General features: G+C 72.0%; 15 protein-coding genes. 11 read left to right on the forward strand and 4 right to left on the reverse strand.

Annotated elements, in window-relative coordinates; all coding sequences use genetic code 11:
- Positions 1-29 precede the first annotated feature (29 nt).
- The 3 genes from IAG44_RS14540 to msrA (IAG44_RS14550) all read left to right on the forward strand — a co-directional run bounded on the left by IAG44_RS14540 (position 30) and on the right by msrA (IAG44_RS14550) (position 3702).
- Positions 30-1637, forward strand: coding sequence for a M48 family metallopeptidase (locus IAG44_RS14540; protein ID WP_187747547.1), 1608 nt, complete (start codon positions 30-32; stop codon positions 1635-1637).
- Between the two features lie 128 nt (positions 1638-1765).
- Positions 1766-2866 (forward strand): DUF4034 domain-containing protein, encoded by a 1101-nt coding sequence (locus tag IAG44_RS14545; RefSeq protein ID WP_187747548.1) that lies wholly within the window; start codon positions 1766-1768, stop codon positions 2864-2866.
- 170 nt (positions 2867-3036) lie between these two features.
- Positions 3037-3702 (forward strand): peptide-methionine (S)-S-oxide reductase MsrA, encoded by a 666-nt coding sequence (gene msrA / locus IAG44_RS14550; protein WP_187747549.1) that lies wholly within the window; start codon positions 3037-3039, stop codon positions 3700-3702.
- On the opposite strand, the gene IAG44_RS14555 is transcribed toward msrA (IAG44_RS14550), so the two are convergent.
- Entirely contained in the window at positions 3639-4247 is a 609-nt protein-coding gene (locus IAG44_RS14555; RefSeq protein ID WP_246561714.1) for a hypothetical protein, read from the reverse strand. The two genes, msrA (IAG44_RS14550) and IAG44_RS14555, sit on opposite strands and share 64 nt — an antisense overlap.
- 966 nt (positions 4248-5213) lie before the next feature.
- Here IAG44_RS14555 and msrA (IAG44_RS14560) point away from each other — a divergent pair.
- The 6 genes from msrA (IAG44_RS14560) to IAG44_RS14585 all read left to right on the forward strand — a co-directional run bounded on the left by msrA (IAG44_RS14560) (position 5214) and on the right by IAG44_RS14585 (position 11151).
- Positions 5214-5861: a peptide-methionine (S)-S-oxide reductase MsrA gene (gene msrA, locus IAG44_RS14560; RefSeq protein ID WP_187752684.1), complete on the forward strand. Its 648-nt coding sequence runs from the start codon at positions 5214-5216 to the stop codon at positions 5859-5861.
- Between the two features lie 98 nt (positions 5862-5959).
- Positions 5960-7189: a serine hydrolase domain-containing protein gene (locus IAG44_RS14565; RefSeq protein WP_187747550.1), complete on the forward strand. Its 1230-nt coding sequence runs from the start codon at positions 5960-5962 to the stop codon at positions 7187-7189.
- 31 nt (positions 7190-7220) lie between these two features.
- Positions 7221-7814 (forward strand): hypothetical protein, encoded by a 594-nt coding sequence (locus tag IAG44_RS14570; RefSeq protein ID WP_187747551.1) that lies wholly within the window; start codon positions 7221-7223, stop codon positions 7812-7814.
- Positions 7815-7970: 156 nt separating this feature from the next.
- A complete protein-coding gene (locus IAG44_RS14575; protein WP_187747552.1) occupies positions 7971-9038 on the forward strand; it encodes an ABC transporter substrate-binding protein in 1068 nt (355 codons plus the stop codon).
- Positions 9035-10024, forward strand: a complete 990-nt coding sequence (locus IAG44_RS14580) for a FecCD family ABC transporter permease (RefSeq protein WP_187747553.1) — start codon at positions 9035-9037, stop codon at positions 10022-10024. The genes IAG44_RS14575 and IAG44_RS14580 overlap by 4 nt, the downstream gene beginning before the upstream one ends.
- Positions 10025-10197: 173 nt before the next feature.
- On the forward strand, positions 10198-11151 hold the full coding sequence (locus IAG44_RS14585) for a FecCD family ABC transporter permease (RefSeq protein ID WP_425508449.1): 954 nt from the start codon (positions 10198-10200) through the stop codon (positions 11149-11151).
- An 81-nt stretch (positions 11152-11232) separates the two neighbouring features.
- Here IAG44_RS14585 and IAG44_RS14590 read toward each other — a convergent pair whose 3' ends face one another.
- Positions 11233-12273: an NAD(P)-dependent alcohol dehydrogenase gene (locus IAG44_RS14590; RefSeq protein ID WP_187747555.1), complete on the reverse strand. Its 1041-nt coding sequence runs from the start codon at positions 12271-12273 to the stop codon at positions 11233-11235.
- Between the two features lie 182 nt (positions 12274-12455).
- Here IAG44_RS14590 and IAG44_RS14595 point away from each other — a divergent pair, with 182 nt between their 5' ends.
- Positions 12456-13460, forward strand: coding sequence for a helix-turn-helix transcriptional regulator (locus IAG44_RS14595; protein WP_187747556.1), 1005 nt, complete (start codon positions 12456-12458; stop codon positions 13458-13460).
- A gap of 249 nt (positions 13461-13709) precedes the next feature.
- Here the strand turns inward: IAG44_RS14595 and IAG44_RS14600 are convergent, their stop codons facing one another.
- Entirely contained in the window at positions 13710-14498 is a 789-nt protein-coding gene (locus IAG44_RS14600; protein WP_246561717.1) for a hypothetical protein, read from the reverse strand.
- Between the two features lie 45 nt (positions 14499-14543).
- Positions 14544-14855: an LAETG motif-containing sortase-dependent surface protein gene (locus IAG44_RS14605; protein ID WP_187747557.1), complete on the reverse strand. Its 312-nt coding sequence runs from the start codon at positions 14853-14855 to the stop codon at positions 14544-14546.
- A 107-nt stretch (positions 14856-14962) separates the two neighbouring features.
- On the opposite strand from IAG44_RS14605, the gene IAG44_RS14610 reads away from it, so the two are divergent.
- A complete protein-coding gene (locus IAG44_RS14610; RefSeq protein WP_187747558.1) occupies positions 14963-15307 on the forward strand; it encodes a hypothetical protein in 345 nt (114 codons plus the stop codon).
- The last annotated feature ends 108 nt before the right edge of the window (positions 15308-15415 follow it).

A 15415-nucleotide genomic window follows, 5' to 3' on the forward strand; every position in this document is an offset into this window, starting at 1 on the left:
GTTGACGATCTCGTGGGGGGATCCGCCCGATGGGCCCAACTTCGCGCGCGCTGCGCGCCCTGATCCTGCTGGCCGGTTTCTATCTGCTCGGTGTGGTACTGCTGGCCGCACTCGCGGGCGTGGACGCGGCGGCGTTCGCGTGGCTGCCCGTCTCGGTCTCCGGGAAGCTCGCGATCGTGTCGTTGCTGCTGGCGATCCCCGTCGTGCGCGGCATGTTCATGATCCGCAGGCCGAAGGAGGACCCGCCGTCCGGGCTGCGGGTCGGCGAGGCGGACGAGCCCCGCCTGTGGGCGCTGGTCCGGGAGTTGGCGCAGGCGTCCGGCACGCGCGCGCCGGACGAGATCGTGCTGACGGCCGACGTCAACGCCGCGGTCGGCGAGCACCCGCGTCTGCTCGGCCTGCTGCCGGGCCCGCGCCGCCTCCTGCTCGGCGTCCCTCTGCTCACCGGGCTCAGCGAGGCCCAGCTCAGGGCCGTCCTCGCGCACGAGTACGGGCACTTCACCGGCGGCGACACCCGGCTGTCCGCGCTGGTCGTGCGGGGGCGCACGCAGATCGGGCGCACGATCGAGCAGTTCCACACCAAGGCCGACGCCAAGCGCGACAAGGAGCGCGCCCGGCAGGAGGAGGCCGACGCCAAGCGGCTCGCGAAGGGCAAGAAGGCGCGCGGCACCGACGTCTCCGGCACGGGCGCGACGTACCGGGCGATGGCCCGCGTCTACACCTGGTACGGCAACCTCTACCTGCGCGCTTCCCTCTCCACCGCCCGTGACCAGGAGTTCGCCGCCGACCTCGCGGCCGCCCGGATCGCGGGGCGCGACGCGGCGGCCTCCGCGCTGCGCGAGATCCCGGCGCTGGACTCGGCCCACGGCTTCTACCTGGACGCGTACGCCACTCTCGGCGTCCCCGCCGGACTGCTGCCGCCGCGCGGCGAGTTCTTCGGCGGCTTCGGCCGGCTGCTCAGCGCGCGTGAACTCCAACTTGCCGAGGCCCGCGCGGAGTTGCGCACAGAACCGGCCTCGCCGTACGACTCCCACCCGCCGATCGCCGAACGAGTCCGGCGCATCGAGGCCCTGCCTGCGGACGGCCGCACCGACGAGGCGAAGGGCGCCGCGATCGACGTCCTCACCGACCCGGCACGGACCCTCGCCGCGCTGGAGGACGCCACGCTCTCCGACGAGGCCGGCGCGCTGCGCCGTGCGGACGGCTGGCAGGAACTGCTCGACGCGGCCATGGCCGAACGCCTCACCGGCCTCGACACCCCACTGCACCGCGCCCTCGCCATGCACACGAAGGCCAGGCCGACGCTGGGTCGCCTGCTCACCGTCATCGACGACGGCCAGGTCTGGCGCATGGCCCGGCGCCTGCCGCTGTCCGACGAGGCGGTCGCGGCGAAGGGGCGCGCGTTCCGCGAGTTCGCCCGGCCGCCGCTGCACAGTCTGCTGACCACGATGGTCCTCGCCGAGCTGAGCGCGCAGTCCCTGCTGACCTGGGAGTTCTCCTGGGCGGAGGCGGCCGTGGTACGGCTGCCGGGGGACTCGGGCGGAGCGCTCGACGCGGCCGTCGAGGCGGCGCTCGCGGACCATCCGGACACGGGGCCGCTGCGGGCGCTGCTGCCGCCGACGGTGGCGACCGTGTGAGGGATACCCGCGGTGTACGGGACGCCCCGTAGTACCGGAGAGCCACCCCGCCAGAACCCGCCCGGGAGCTGCGGGAACCCCCGTACCCCTCAAGTCTTCACTGCTCACCCCCTGCAGAAAGCGACCCCATGACCGTCCTTCTCTGGATCCTCGGCATCCTCGCCACGCCCGTGCTCCTCGCGGGCCTCTGGCTGACCTGGGTCTTCCTGAAGGAATTCTTCTCGCCGAGCGCGGACGACGGCTCCGGCGACCTGGACGCCGCCGACACCGCGTACGTCGGACGGCTGGGCCTGCTGCCCGCCGAGCGGCAGAACACCGAGTACGCCGGTCCGCTCCCGGCCGACCAGCGGGCCGGCCTCGACGCCGCGCGCCGGGGCGACTGGCAGGGCGTCGCCGAGGTGATGACCGGCATCGGGCGGGACTGGGAACGGCGGTCGGGGTTCGCGGCGCTGGTCGGGGAGCAGGCCGCCGAGGAGGACGACTGGCTGCTCGCCTGGGAGCGGGAGCGCCCCGGGAACCCGGACGCGGCGGTCGTCCGGGCCCGTTCGACAGTGATCCTGGCGTGGCACATCCGGGGCGCGAAGAAGGCGAAGTACACGACGGGGGAACAGTTCGCCGGGTTCCACCGGACGCTGGAGAGCGCACGGGCGGAGATCGCGCGGGCCGCCGAGCTGAACCCCGACGACCCGACGCCGTTCGTCGCGGAGATCTGGGTGGCGCTCGGCCTCGGCTACCCCAACTTCGAGATGGACAAGCTGTGGGACGAGATCGTCGCGCGCGCCCCGCACCACTACGAGGCGCACTTCTCGGCGTTGCAGTACTGGTGCGCGAAGTGGCGGGGATCCGAGCGGCTGGCAATGGACTTCGCCGAGCGCGCCGCCGCGTCCGCGCCCCTCGGCAGCCTCCTCACCGCGCTGCCCCTCATCGCGCACTTCGAGCACGACGAGTCGGACGACGCCGCCGTCGACCAGACCCCCGAGATGGTTGCCCGCGTCAACGCGGGCCTCGCGGACGCGGCCGCCGCCGACCCCGGCCACCCCCGTCTCCCCGAGCTCCGCCACCTCCTCGCGTTCTACCTCGCGATGCAGGACCGCGCGGAGGCGGCGCTGGAGCAGTTCCGGCTGGTCGACGGTTACGTGGACGCGCTGCCGTGGCGGTACCGGAACGACATGGCGGCGTACTACTGCCGTATCAGGGACCTGGCGGCGACGGCGGCGCGTACCGCTTGAGAGGTAGGGGGCGTACGCCCCGCGCGGCTCCCACTCGGCCCTCATCCGGCCCCCGCCCGGCCCTCGTCCGCCCCGTCCTCCGCCCCCGGAATTCACACGGTCCCCCGGACGTTCTACGGGACGTCGCCCGCGCCGGCGGCGGATCCGCCCATGACCGACAGGGAGAAGCGATGCTCTTCGGCCGTACGCCCCAACTGCCCACCCCCGAGCAGGCGCTCCCCGGCCGGTCCGCGCCGGTGTTCCAGGTTCCCGAGCGGCACACCGTGCTGGGCACGGCGCTGCTGGGCCCCTACCCCGAGGGCTATGAGATCGCCGACTTCGGGATGGGCTGCTTCTGGGGTGCCGAGCGCAAGTTCTGGCAGCTCCCGGCGGGGGTCCACACGACCCTCGTCGGCTACCAGGGCGGTCACACCGAGCACCCCACGTACGAGGAGGTCTGCTCCGGGATGACCGGCCACACCGAGGTCGTCCGCGTCGTCTTCGACCCCGCGCGCATCTCGTACGGCACTCTCCTGCGGACCTTCTGGGAGTCCCACAACCCGACCCAGGGTTTCCGCCAGGGCAACGACGTCGGTACCCAGTACCGGTCGGCCGTCTACACCCACTCCCCCGCGCAGGCCGCCGAGGCCGAGTCCTCCCGGGTCTCCTACCAGAAGGTCCTCACCGAGGCCGGACACCCCGAGATCACCACCGAGATCCTTCCCGCCGACTCCCTCCCCTTCTACCCCGCCGAGTCCTACCACCAGCAGTACCTCGACAAGAACCCGGCGGGCTACTGCGGCATCGGCGGCACGGGCGTGTCCTGCCCGGTGGGAGTGGCGCGGACGGGTGACTGACCCGAGCGGTCCGGGGCCGGCGTGACGGGCTCGGCGGTGACGGGCACGGGGGTGACAGGCACAGCGAGATAGCGGAACTCCCCTCCCGGCCCGCCGAGTTGTGAGTACGGCCGCCAGTCGAGGTCGTACGTGCCGCGCAGCACGCAGGTGTTGCGCTCGTACGTCCCTCCAGCCCACAGCAACGTGCCGCTGAGCCTGCGCCCTTGGTGGATCCTGAAGTCCCGGTCACGCGTCTCCTCGTGACCGGGCGCGGGCGGGGTCCACAGGGACGCGGCATTGGTCACCATGACGGCGAGACCGTCCTGACCCGTCCCCCGGCAGAAGCGCTCCAGCCTCGCCACGTCCCGCACGAAGTGCAGCCGGGCCAGGTCCGTCGCGGCGTGGTTCTTCAACGCGTACTCCTCGGGCGGTACGCCCACGGTCCCCGTCCAACGCCGCGTGAAGTACTTGAACTCGATCGCGGTACGGGCCTCGCCGATGCACAGAAGATCCAGGTACCGCGTCCTCCCGGCATCCCGCTGCGGCACCTCCAGCCTGGACTCCACCCCCGGCGCCATCTCCCACAACACCCGGGCGAAGCCATGCTGCAGATCAGCCTCGGAATGAAAAACGGGCCTCCGCCGCCCGAGCCCCACCATGACGTCATCGAGCAGAACACATCCAGCCACGGCCCCACCACCGGCCAAGGGTGTCGCAGTCACCGGACCATTGAAGCCCTCACCCACCGACCCCCTCAACACCCCGCCCCTGCAAGGCCGTTCCCCTCACCGCCCAGGACCGGCACGAGGGAAGCCGCGGCGCGGCAGGAACGCATTGGCACCGCACGGGCGTCGCTGGTCACGGCCTCCGTCCGGTGGGCGGCTGGTGCCGTCGCGGATGTGGTGATCAGCAACGGCGCGCCGATGCCTGTCGCCGACGTGGAGCTGCTTGAGGTACGTGCGGAGGGAGCCGCGTCGGGTCATGGGTGGCGGCTCGATCCGAGCGTTCCGCCCGACGACGCGAAGGCGTGTGTCCTGCAGCCGCGCGAATCCCTGCGGTGTCGCGTGGAGTTGCTCGGCCCGTCGGGGGTTCCCGCGCCTCCAGGGCCGGGCATGGGGCTCGTGGTCACTTTCGGTTTCCGCGACGCGGACGGTCAGTGGTGGCGGGACATCGGCAGGCCCCCGCAGCGTCGCGAGGGTGGCGTCCCGCCGAGTGGTGTAGAGCCCTCCGGACCGCGCTCGCCGAGCGCCCCGCGATCGCCGGCTCGGCCGAAGCCCGCGCCGCCGCGTGAGCCGGTCGGCGCAGCGGGGGCCGCCCGGCCCTGGACTGACGGGCGGAACTCGGCCGCGAGCTGCGAAGCCGTGACAGTCGAGCGGCTGCACCACTTGGCGGGACGCCACCGTCGCGAGCGGTGGCCTGTGCGGGGTGACGGCTGAAAGGGGGCCTCTCGCGGCCGGTGGTGGTCTGGGCAGGGCGGGGAGTGGTGGGGGAGGATGGGAAGTTCGGGTTCGGGCGGGACGGGAGGGGGCGTTGTGGTGTTCGGGCGGCGGGAGTTGAGGTTGCCGGGGCGGGACGAGGCGCCGGTGGGGCGGGCTGGGTTGGCTTATGAAGTGCCGGAGCGGCACGCGGTGTTGGGGACGGAGTTGCAGGGGCCGTATCCCGAGGGGTTCGGGGTCGCCGAGTTCGCGTTGGGGTGTTTCTGGGGGGCCGAAAGGCGGTTCTGGCAGTTGCCCGCGGGCGTGTGGACCACCGTCGTCGGGTTTCAGGGCGGGTTCACGCCGTACCCGGTGGACGACGAGATCCGCACGGGCATGACCGGGCACGCGGAGACCGTGCGGGTGGTGTACGACCCGGCCCGGATCACGTACGACGACCTTCTGCGGACCTTCTGGGAAGGTCACGACCCCACCCAGGGGTTCCGGCAGGGCAACGACGTGGGCACGCACGTCCGTTCGCTGCTGTTCCCCCGAACTCCCGCCGAGACCAAGACCGCCGAGGCGTCCCGCGACGCCTACCAGAAGTGCCTCACGGAGGCGGGCTACGGCGCGATCACGACGGAGATCGTGCCGGCGGAGGAGTACCCGTTCTACCCGGCGAGTTCACTGCACCAGCAGTACCTGGCCCACAACCCGGGCGGATACTGCGGGCTGGGCGGCACAGGGGTGCTGTTCCGGGCGTGAGCCCGGCCGCAGGGCCACCCGCCGAAGATCACCAACTCCCTTTCCCCGCACGGTAATTCAGTTGCCACCGCCCCGCCCCACCCCCGCTAATGCCCTACATGGCTGACATCCAGGGCACCTACGACGACCTCTTCCTCGCCGTCCCCACCCTCCTCGCCCGCCTCCTCGACGAGGGCGACGCCGGAGGCTCCGTCGCGGTGTTCGTCGACGGGGAGCCGGTCGTCGACGTGTGGGGCGGCCACGTCGACGGCGCCCGCAGCGCCCCCTGGCAGCGGGACACGATCACGAACGTGTGGTCGGTGACGAAGACGATGACGGCGCTGTCGGCACTGCTTCTGATCGAGCGGGGACAACTCGACCCGGACGCTCAAGTCGCCCACTACTGGCCGGAGTTCACCGCCAAGGACGTCCTCGTCCGGCACACCCTCTCCCACACCGCCGGCCTCCCCGACTGGACCGGCCCGGTCGGCGAGCTGTACGACTGGACGGCCGCGACCGAACGCCTCGCGGGCCTGACCCCGCAGTGGAAGCCGGGCACGGAGGCGGGCTACCACTCCCTGACGCAGGGCTACTTGGTGGGCGAGGTCGTCCGCCGGATCACCGGCCAGACCGTCGGCGAGTTCTTCGCGACGGAGATCGCGGGCCCCCTGGACGCCGACTTCCACATCGGACTGGCGCCCGAGCACGACCACCGCGTAGCGGCGAGCGTGCCACCGCAGGGTGAGACGGAGAACTACGCGGCGAGCGCGCCGGGTGCGGGCAACGCGGAGGCGGACGGCGGTAGTTCGGCGACCGTCGACTCGACCACACCGTCCGGCGAACCGGCGAACGCCCCGACCCCGACCGGCGCGCCCTCGACCGGCGCGGCCTCGACCGGCACAAACCCTGCCGACACCCCGGCCGATCCAACCCCTCCGGCCACCCCCGGCACTCCCGCCCCCGCTCCCACCCCCATCCGAGTCCGCGACGGCAACTCCCTCCCCTGGCGCCGTTCCCAGATCCCCGCCGCCGGCGGCTACGGCAACGCCCGTTCCGTCGCCCTCGCGCAGACCCGCCTCACCGGCCGCGTCCTCGACCTGGCCCGCGAACCCCAATTCGCCGGTGAGGACAGCCGGTTGGGGATGCCGGTCCAATACGGCCTGGGATACGGCCTGTTCGGCAACACGCTGGGCTGGGGCGGCTGGGGCGGTTCCCTGGTCGTCGTCGACCCCGACGCCCGGATGGTCGTCGCGTACGTCACGAACCAGATGCGTGAACCGGCGCAGGACAACCGGGGGTTGGAGATCGTGGGGGCGGCATACGAGGGGGTGCAAGGGCTGACCCCCTGAGACGGCGGGCGCCCTGAGCTACCGTCCCTCCATGTCGCCCTCCACCAGCGCCCTCATCGTCGCCGTCGTCGGCGTCGCCGGCACGCTCCTCTCCGGCATCCTGGCCCACCGGGGCACACTGCGCTCCACGTCGATGGAGCTGGAGCACGCCCGCAAGGAGCGGGAGGAGGAGCGGGCCGCGGCGGAACGCCGGGAGAGCGCCGAGGCGCGCAGGGCGTCGTACGTCCAACTGAACAAGGCGATCAGGGAGTTGCACCTGATCCTGTGGCAGCACAGGGAGGCGTTGGCCGCTGCCGCGAGCAACACCGCTGACCTCGCGGCCCAGACCGCCGACCGCGCCGACGCCCTCCGCGAACTCCGCGAGGCATACGCGACGGCCCAACTCGTCGTCACGGACGATGTATTGGGCGCGGCAAGCAAAGTCGTCCACCAGCTCCAGCGCATCCACACCCACCTGGAGCGCCACGAGAACCCCTCCCACCGCACCCCGCCCTCCCTGGAAACCATCCTCGAAGAGCTGCAAAGCGCCTCCGAGGGCCTGTACGAGGTGCGCCAGCACATGCGCAGGGACCTGGGCATCACGAACCTCCCGATCGAGCGCCCCCGCAACCACGGCGCCGTCTGACCAGGGCACCCCGCGCCAGCCCCGCCCGCCGCCCCGCCCTTTTCCCCACAGAAAGGCAGGTTAAGGTAAGCCTTGCCTTAACAAGCCCCAGGGCCCCGAGGCACCCCAAGACCCAGCCAGACCCCGTAATACCCGTACCGCCCCCGGAGCCCCCTCGTGCGCACGTCCAAGCCGACCGCAGCCCTGACCACCCCCCTGGTCGCCACCCTGATCGGAGGCATCCTCCTCACCGGCTGCTCGACCGACTCGGACACCACCGCCGCCACCCAGACCCCCGGCACGGTGAACAAGGTCGCCGGCGCCCAGGAGGGCCCCGCATCGGCCCCCGCCGCCCTCGCCGACGGCATGGGCTCGAACGTCGCCACGGACGGCACCTTCCCCCGCACGGTCAAGCACTTCGAGGGCGCCACCACCCTCAAGGCCCAGCCGAAGCGCATCGCCGTCCTGAGCACGGGCCAGCTCGACGACCTCCTCACCCTCGGCCTCGTCCCCACCGCCTCGACCCGCGCCCAGAACGCGGGCCTGGTCCCGGACTACCTGAACGACGCGTTCCCGCAGTACAAGAGCGCGCTGAAGGCGATGACGGACGCGGGCACCCGCCAGGCCCCGAACCTGGAGTCCCTGGCGACGGCGAAGCCGGACCTGATCCTGGTCAACAAGTCCCTCGCGGACCTCTACCCCAAGCTCACGAAGATCGCCCCCACGGTCGTCACCGCAGGTCAGGGCATCAACTGGAAGCGGGATCTGCTGCTCGTCGGCGACGCGACCGGCAAGGGCCAGGCCGCCCGGAAGCTGCTCACCGCCCTCGCCGCCGACGCCAGGACCAAGGGATCCGGCGTCAAGGCGAAGGGCTCCCCCACCGTCTCCATGATCCGCTTCACCCCCGACCGCACCCGCATGTTCGGCGTCTCCTCCTTCACCGGCTCCCTCGCCGTCGACATGGGCCTCGCCCGCCCCGCGTCGCAGCGGTTCAAGGCCATCTCGCAGGACATCAGCAGCGAGAAGATCGACACGGCGGACGGCGACTGGATCTTCTACTCCGTCCAGGGCGACCCCGCGAAGACGGACGCCGCGAGCACGACCGCGGGCCCGCTCTGGAAGGGCATGAAGGCCGTCAAGGCGGGTCACGCGGTGCGGGTCGACGACGACCCCTGGTACCTGAACGCCGGTCCCACGGCCGCCCGCCTCGTCATCGACGAACTCGCGGAGCACCTGACCAAGTGACCCGGCGCCTGATCGTCTGGCCGGCGGCCGCCCTCGGGGTGGCCGCCGCCGTCGTGCTCAGCCTCGCGGTGGGGACGCGCGCGGTGCCGCCGTCCGCCGTCCTCGACGCGCTGCTGCGCGACGGCGGCTCGCCGGACGCCCTGGTCGTGCGGTCCCTGCGGCTGCCGCGCACCGAGATCGGGCTGACGGCGGGTGCCGCGCTCGGCCTCGCGGGGGCGGCGCTCCAGGCGGTCACCCGCAACCCCCTCGCCGACCCCGGCGTCCTCGGGCTGAGCCAGGGCGCGGCGGCGGGCGTCGTCGTCGCGATCGCGTTCGGCCTCGCGGACGGGTTCGGCGGCTACGTCTGGTTCGCGTTCGCCGGGGCGGTCGTCGCCGCGTGCCTGGTGTACGCGGTCGCCTCGCGCGGCCGGGGCGGGGCCTCGCCGGTCAAACTCGCCCTCGCGGGGACGGCGCTCGCCGCGATGACGGCGGGCGGGACGACCGTCGTCCTCACGTCGTCGTCCGCGACGCTCGACCAGTTCCGGTTCTGGCAGGTCGGCGCGCTCAGCGGGCGTGACGCCGACAGCGTCGTCCGGATGCTGCCGTTCCTGCTGGTCGGGGCGGTGCTGGTGACGGTGTGCGCGCCGGGGCTCGACGCGTTGGCCCTCGGCGACGACACGGCCCGCGCGCTCGGACACCGCGTCCACCTCGTACGGGGCTCGGCGGCGCTCGGGGCGACCCTGCTGACGGCCGCCGCCGTGGCCGCCGCCGGGCCGATCGTGTTCGTCGGCCTGGTCGTCCCCCACGTCGCCCGCCGCCTGGTCAAGGGCGGTCACCGCACCCTGCTGCCGCTGTCCGCCCTGCTGGGGGCGACGCTCCTGGTCCTCGCGGACACCGCCGGACGGGTGATCCGCCCACCCGCCGAGGTACCGGCCGGGGTGATGACGGCGGTGGTGGGGGTGCCGGTGCTGGTGGGACTGGTGCGGCGGAAGAAGGAGATCGCGTGAACGCGGGCTCCCCCGGAGGTCGTACGGGTACGGGGTCCCCCGGAGGTTCTACGGGTACGACGCCCCCCACGCCTCCCTCCCCTCCCTCCCCTCCCTCCCCCGTCCACCCTGGCTCCCTCCTCCTTCGTCCCACCCCTCACCTCTCCCTCCTCCTCCACCGGCGTTCCCTCGCCGTGGCCGTCGGCCTTCTCGTGCTGCTGGCCGGGGTGATGCTGGCCTCGGCCTGTCTGGGGCAGACCGTGGTGTCGCCGGCGGAGGTGTGGGCGACCCTGAGGGGGACGCCGGGGCCGTACGACCTGGTCGTAGGGGAGCTACGGGTGCCCCGGATCGTGCTGGGGGCGTTGGTGGGGGTGGCCCTGGGGGTGGCGGGGGCGTTGGTCCAGACGGTGACGCGCAATCCGCTGGCCAGCCCGGATGTGATCGGCGTCGGGCACGGGGCGGCCGCGGCGACGGTCGGCGCGCTGGCGACGGGCCTCGTGTCGGCGCCGTCCGCGCTGCCGGTCGTCTCCGTCGGCGGCGGACTCGCGGCGGCGGCTCTCGTGTACGCGCTGGCCTGGCGCAACGGGCTCCAGCCGAATCGGTTCGTGCTGACCGGCGTCGGCATCGGGGTGGCCCTCTCCGCCGTCGTCCAGATGTATCTCGCCGATACCGAGCTGGACGCCGCCGAGCAGCTGAAGCTGTGGCTGACGGGGAGCCTGAACGGGCGTGGCTGGGAGCAGGCGGGCCCGCTGGGCGCCGTCCTCGTGCTGGCGCTCCCGGCGCTGGTGTGGGCGAGCCGGGCGGTGCGTCCCCTGGGGCTGGACCCCGAGACGGCCTCGGGGTTGGGCGTCAGGGTCGACCGGGTGCGGCTGGGGCTGACGGTACTAGGGGTCGTACTGGCCGCCGCCGCGACCGGCGCCGCCGGACCGATCGGGTTCCTGGCGCTGACGTCACCCCAGTTGGCGCGGCGCCTGACCCGTACCCCGCACCTCCCGCTCGTCGCGTCCGGGCTGACCGGGGCGGTCGTCCTCGTGGCGGCGGACCTGGTCGCGCGGACGCTGGTGCCGCCGCTGGAGATCCCGGTGGGCGCGCTGACGGCGCTGGTCGGGGGTCCGTACCTGCTGTGGCTGCTGGGGAGACGACCATGAGGCTTGGCTCTCCGGTAGGGGATACCGGAGAGCCAAGCCTCATGGGGTGGTCGTACGACCGTCAGGGCCGGATCGTGGCCGTCAGATCGTGGCCGTGTCGATCACGAACCGGTACCGGACGTCGCTGTTCAGCACCCGCTCGTACGCCTCGTTGATCTCCGACGCGGAGATCAGCTCGATCTCGGCGCCCAGACCGTGCTCGGCGCAGAAGTCCAGCATCTCCTGCGTCTCGGCGATGCCGCCGATCATCGAACCGGCGAGGGTCTTGTTGCCGCCGATGAGGGAGAAGAGGTTGAGCGCGATGGGCTCCTCGGGCGCGCCGACGTTGACGAGCGCGCCGCCGGTCTTGAGGAGGCTGAGGTAGGCGCCGAAGTCGAGCGGCGCGGAGACCGTGGAGACGATGAGGTCGAAGGTGCCCGCGAGCTGCTTGAACGTGTCGGCGTCGCTGGTCGCGTAGTAGTGGTCCGCGCCGAGCTTGAGGCCGTCGTCCCGCTTGCTGAGGGTCTGCGAGAGGACGGTGACCTCCGCGCCGAGCGCGTCGGCGATCTTGACGGCCATGTGGCCGAGCCCGCCGAGGCCGATGACGGCGACGTTCTTGCCGGGGCCCGCGCCCCAGTGCTTGAGCGGGGAGTAGGTGGTGATGCCGGCGCACAGCAGGGGCGCGGCGACGTCGAGCGCGAGGCCGTCGGGGATGCGGACGACGAAGTTCTCGTCGACGACGACCTTCTCGGAGTAGCCGCCGTAGGTGGGCTCGCCGTCCTTGCCGATGGCGTTGTACGTGCCGACGTTGCCCCGCGTGCAGTGCTGCTCGATGCCGGCCTTGCAGTTGTCGCACTCGCGGCACGAGTCGACCATGCAGCCGACGCCGACCCGGTCGCCGACCTTGTGCTTCGTGACGCCGGAGCCGACCTCGGAGACGATGCCGGCGATCTCGTGGCCCGGGACCATCGGGAAGATGGCGGTGCCCCAGCCCTCCTGGGCCTGGTGGATGTCGGAGTGGCAGATTCCGGCGAACTTGATGTCGATCAGTACGTCGAACTCGCCGACCGGGCGGCGCTCGATGGTGGTGCGCTCCAGCGGGGCCTTGGCGGCGGGTGCGGCGTACGCGGCGACGGTGGTCATGCCGTGGTTCTCCTAGCGAGGGGGTGTGTCCCGGCCTGCCTTCCAGCCGGGGAACGTTCTCCACAGTGCCACGGGGCAGGACATCCGCCCAGGTCACCGCTTTGCCTACGCTCAGCGTGCCTACCACTGGCGGGGTCAGGCTCAGGGAGGTACGACGGCGGGAGCTCGCGGATACTGGGGGTATGGACGAGGAGAGGCGGACGGGACTCAGTGGGCCGACGCCGGGAGCGGACCGGCGGACGGCGCCCGGCGGGACGTCGGGCGAGCCCTCGGCCGAAGCGGACCCGCGTGCGAGAGTGCGCGCCGAGCCCGCGGCCGGGCTGGACCGGCGTGCCGAGCTGAGCGAGTTCCTGCGTACCCGGCGGGCCCGGCTGCAGCCGGAGGACGTCGGACTGTCCGGGTTCGGCCGACAGCGCCGCGTGCCCGGTCTGCGCCGGGAGGAGCTGGCGCAGCTCGCGGGCGTCTCCGTCGCGTACTACACGCGCCTCGAACAGGGCAACGGCCGCAACGTCTCGGCGGAGATCCTGGACTCCATCGCCCGCGCGCTGCGCCTCACGGACGCCGAGCACGCCCACCTGACGCACCTCGCGAAGCCGAAGCAGCACAAGAAGAAGGCGAGCGCCCGCGCGCAGTCGGTCCGCGCGCCCCTGCGCCAGCTGCTCGACGCCATGGACGGCGTCCCCGCGTACATCCTCGGCCGGCGCACCGAGATCCTTGCCTGGAACCGGTCCGCGTCAGCCGTCTTCGGCGACTGGTCCGCCCTCCCGCCCGCCGAGCGCAACTGGGCCCGCCTGGTCTTCCTCGACCCCGCCTACCAGCGTCTCTTCGTCCCCTGGGACCAGAAGGCCAGCGACATCGTCGCCATCCTCCGCTGGGAGGCCGGCTGCTACCCCGACGACCCCCGCCTCGCCGCCCTCGTCGGTGAACTCTCCGTCAAGAGCGAGGAGTTCCGCCGCCTGTGGGCCACCCACGACGTCAAGGAAAAGAGCCACGGCATCAAACACCTCGCCCACCCTCTGGTCGGCGAACTCTCCCTCTTCTGGGAGGGATTCCGCCTGGCAGCCGACGGCGAACAGACCCTCATCACCTACCACGCCGAACCCGACTCGACGAGCGCGGACGCACTACGCCTGCTGGCGAGCTGGGGAGCGGACGCGACGCGGGTGGAAACCCCGGAACACCCCTGAGACAAGAAAACCCGTCCCACTCCTCCAACACCCTGGGTTCACCGGGCCGCAGATGCCCCGCGCCGCCGTGCAACGGCCGGTCCCGGCGGTGCTTTCCCATGACGCCGATGGTGTCAGGCCGCGACGGGCGTCGACTCGGCATCGACGAAGTCCCTCACCCGCCCCCGGGGCCGCATATGCCGACGGGCTCGGAACGTGTCCGAGCCCGTCAGTGGCTGCGCGTATCTCCGAAGGCCCGTAGAGGGCCGGTTACTTCAGCTTGGTGAGCTGGCCCGTGACGATGGCCGGGGGGTTCATCGGCATCTTGCCGTCGCCGGCGAACGCGGCGAAGTTGATCGTGTAGAACGTGGCGACGGTGTTGCCCTTGCGGACCACCTCGCCGTGGACGGTGGCGGTCTGGCCTTCCATCTCCACTGTCTCGACGAAGGCCAGGGCCTCGTCACCGCCGCCGGTGCCCTTCTCCGAGGCGACCTTCACGACCTTGCCGTTGTCGGCCTCGCCGGAGCTGCTGGTCGCGGTGTAGCCGCCCGCGCAGGTGGTGATGGCGTCGGAGACCGACTTCATGGCCTTCTGCGCGCCGTCGCCGTCGTAGGAGGACAGGCCGATCAGCGTCCGGGTGGCGTCGAGCGCGGCCGCGAGGTCGGTCGGCTTGGAAGCGCCGCCCGCCTTCTTCTCCTCCTTGAGGGAGTTGCTGGCGGACACGGTGGTGTCACCCGGCGGCAGGGCGAGCGAGGACCAGACGAGCGGGCCGCACGCCGCCTTGTCGACCTTCTGCTCGTCCTTCGAACGAGGCACCAGGCCCTCGGTCGCCTCGACCGCGTACCCCGGCACATCCCCCGCCACCAGCAGCAGCTTCTTCAGCTCCGCTGCCGTCGACGCCTTCGCGGCGGGTGCCGCCGCGGCCGTCGGGGTGGACTTGCTGTCGGCGGCGGTGTCCTTCTTGTCCGAGTCGGAGGACGAGCAGCCGGTGATGAATGCGAGCGAGAGCGCGCTCGCGGCGGCCGTCGTGGACAGCCGCACCCCCCAAGATCTGTTCATGACAGCGAACTATGAAGTTTCAGCCAAGTCGCAGTCAAATGGCATTCAAAAATCGAGGCGTTCCCGGCGAACCGAATAAAGCACGAATCCCGCACCCAAAGTGAGGAAAACGCTCCCGCCGACGACGTACGGCGTGGTGTCGAAACTGCCAGTGTCGGCGAGCTGCGTGCCGTCGGACCCGGAGGAGTCCTCGCCCGCGCTCAGGGGCACCGCGCGCGCCTGCTGGGCGCCCTGCGAGACGGCGGTGTCAGCCGTGGGCACCTCCTGGGACGCCTTGGCGGACGGGACGAACCACAGGGCGCACAGGAGGGTGCCCGCGGCGGTGGCGGTCAGCAGGGGACGGCGAGCGGCAGACACGGAATATCGATCTCCTTGGGGCGCGGGAGAATTGGCCGTGGGGCGATGTTAGTGAAAGGCGTGGGTCACGGGAAAGTCACGGACGCGAGAGATCGTACGCTCCGGTCATGAGCACTGAAGAAACTTCGCGCTTTGTCCGCCTTCGCGTGGATATCGTGCTGGAACTGGACGACGAAGACGCCGTGACCGGCGCCGCGCTGCGGCACCTCGCCGAGGATCCGGAGCTTCCGGACGCCGAGCGCGCCCACGCCGAGAGCGCTGTGACGGAAGACACCGCCGAGGCGCTGGCGTACCTCGTCGACCCGTTCGGCCTGGTCAACGGGGTGCCGGGGGTGGAGCTCGTCCAGGCGTCCTGGTCCACGGAGCGGATCGACTACGACCCCGATTCGCCGGAATGGGACCTCGACGAGGATGATGACAAGGAGGACGACGCCATGGACCGCAACGGTTGAGCGTCCTGGGGAATTCGTGAGATCGCGGCCCCGGACGGAAACCGCGTCCGGGGTTTCGTCGTCTCAGGCAGTGCGCTGGCCACTGCCGCCCCGTGCCGCGTCGTCCGG

It is taken from the genome of Streptomyces roseirectus (genome assembly GCF_014489635.1).
In the GTDB taxonomy this organism is placed as follows: Bacteria; Actinomycetota; Actinomycetes; order Streptomycetales; family Streptomycetaceae; genus Streptomyces; species Streptomyces roseirectus.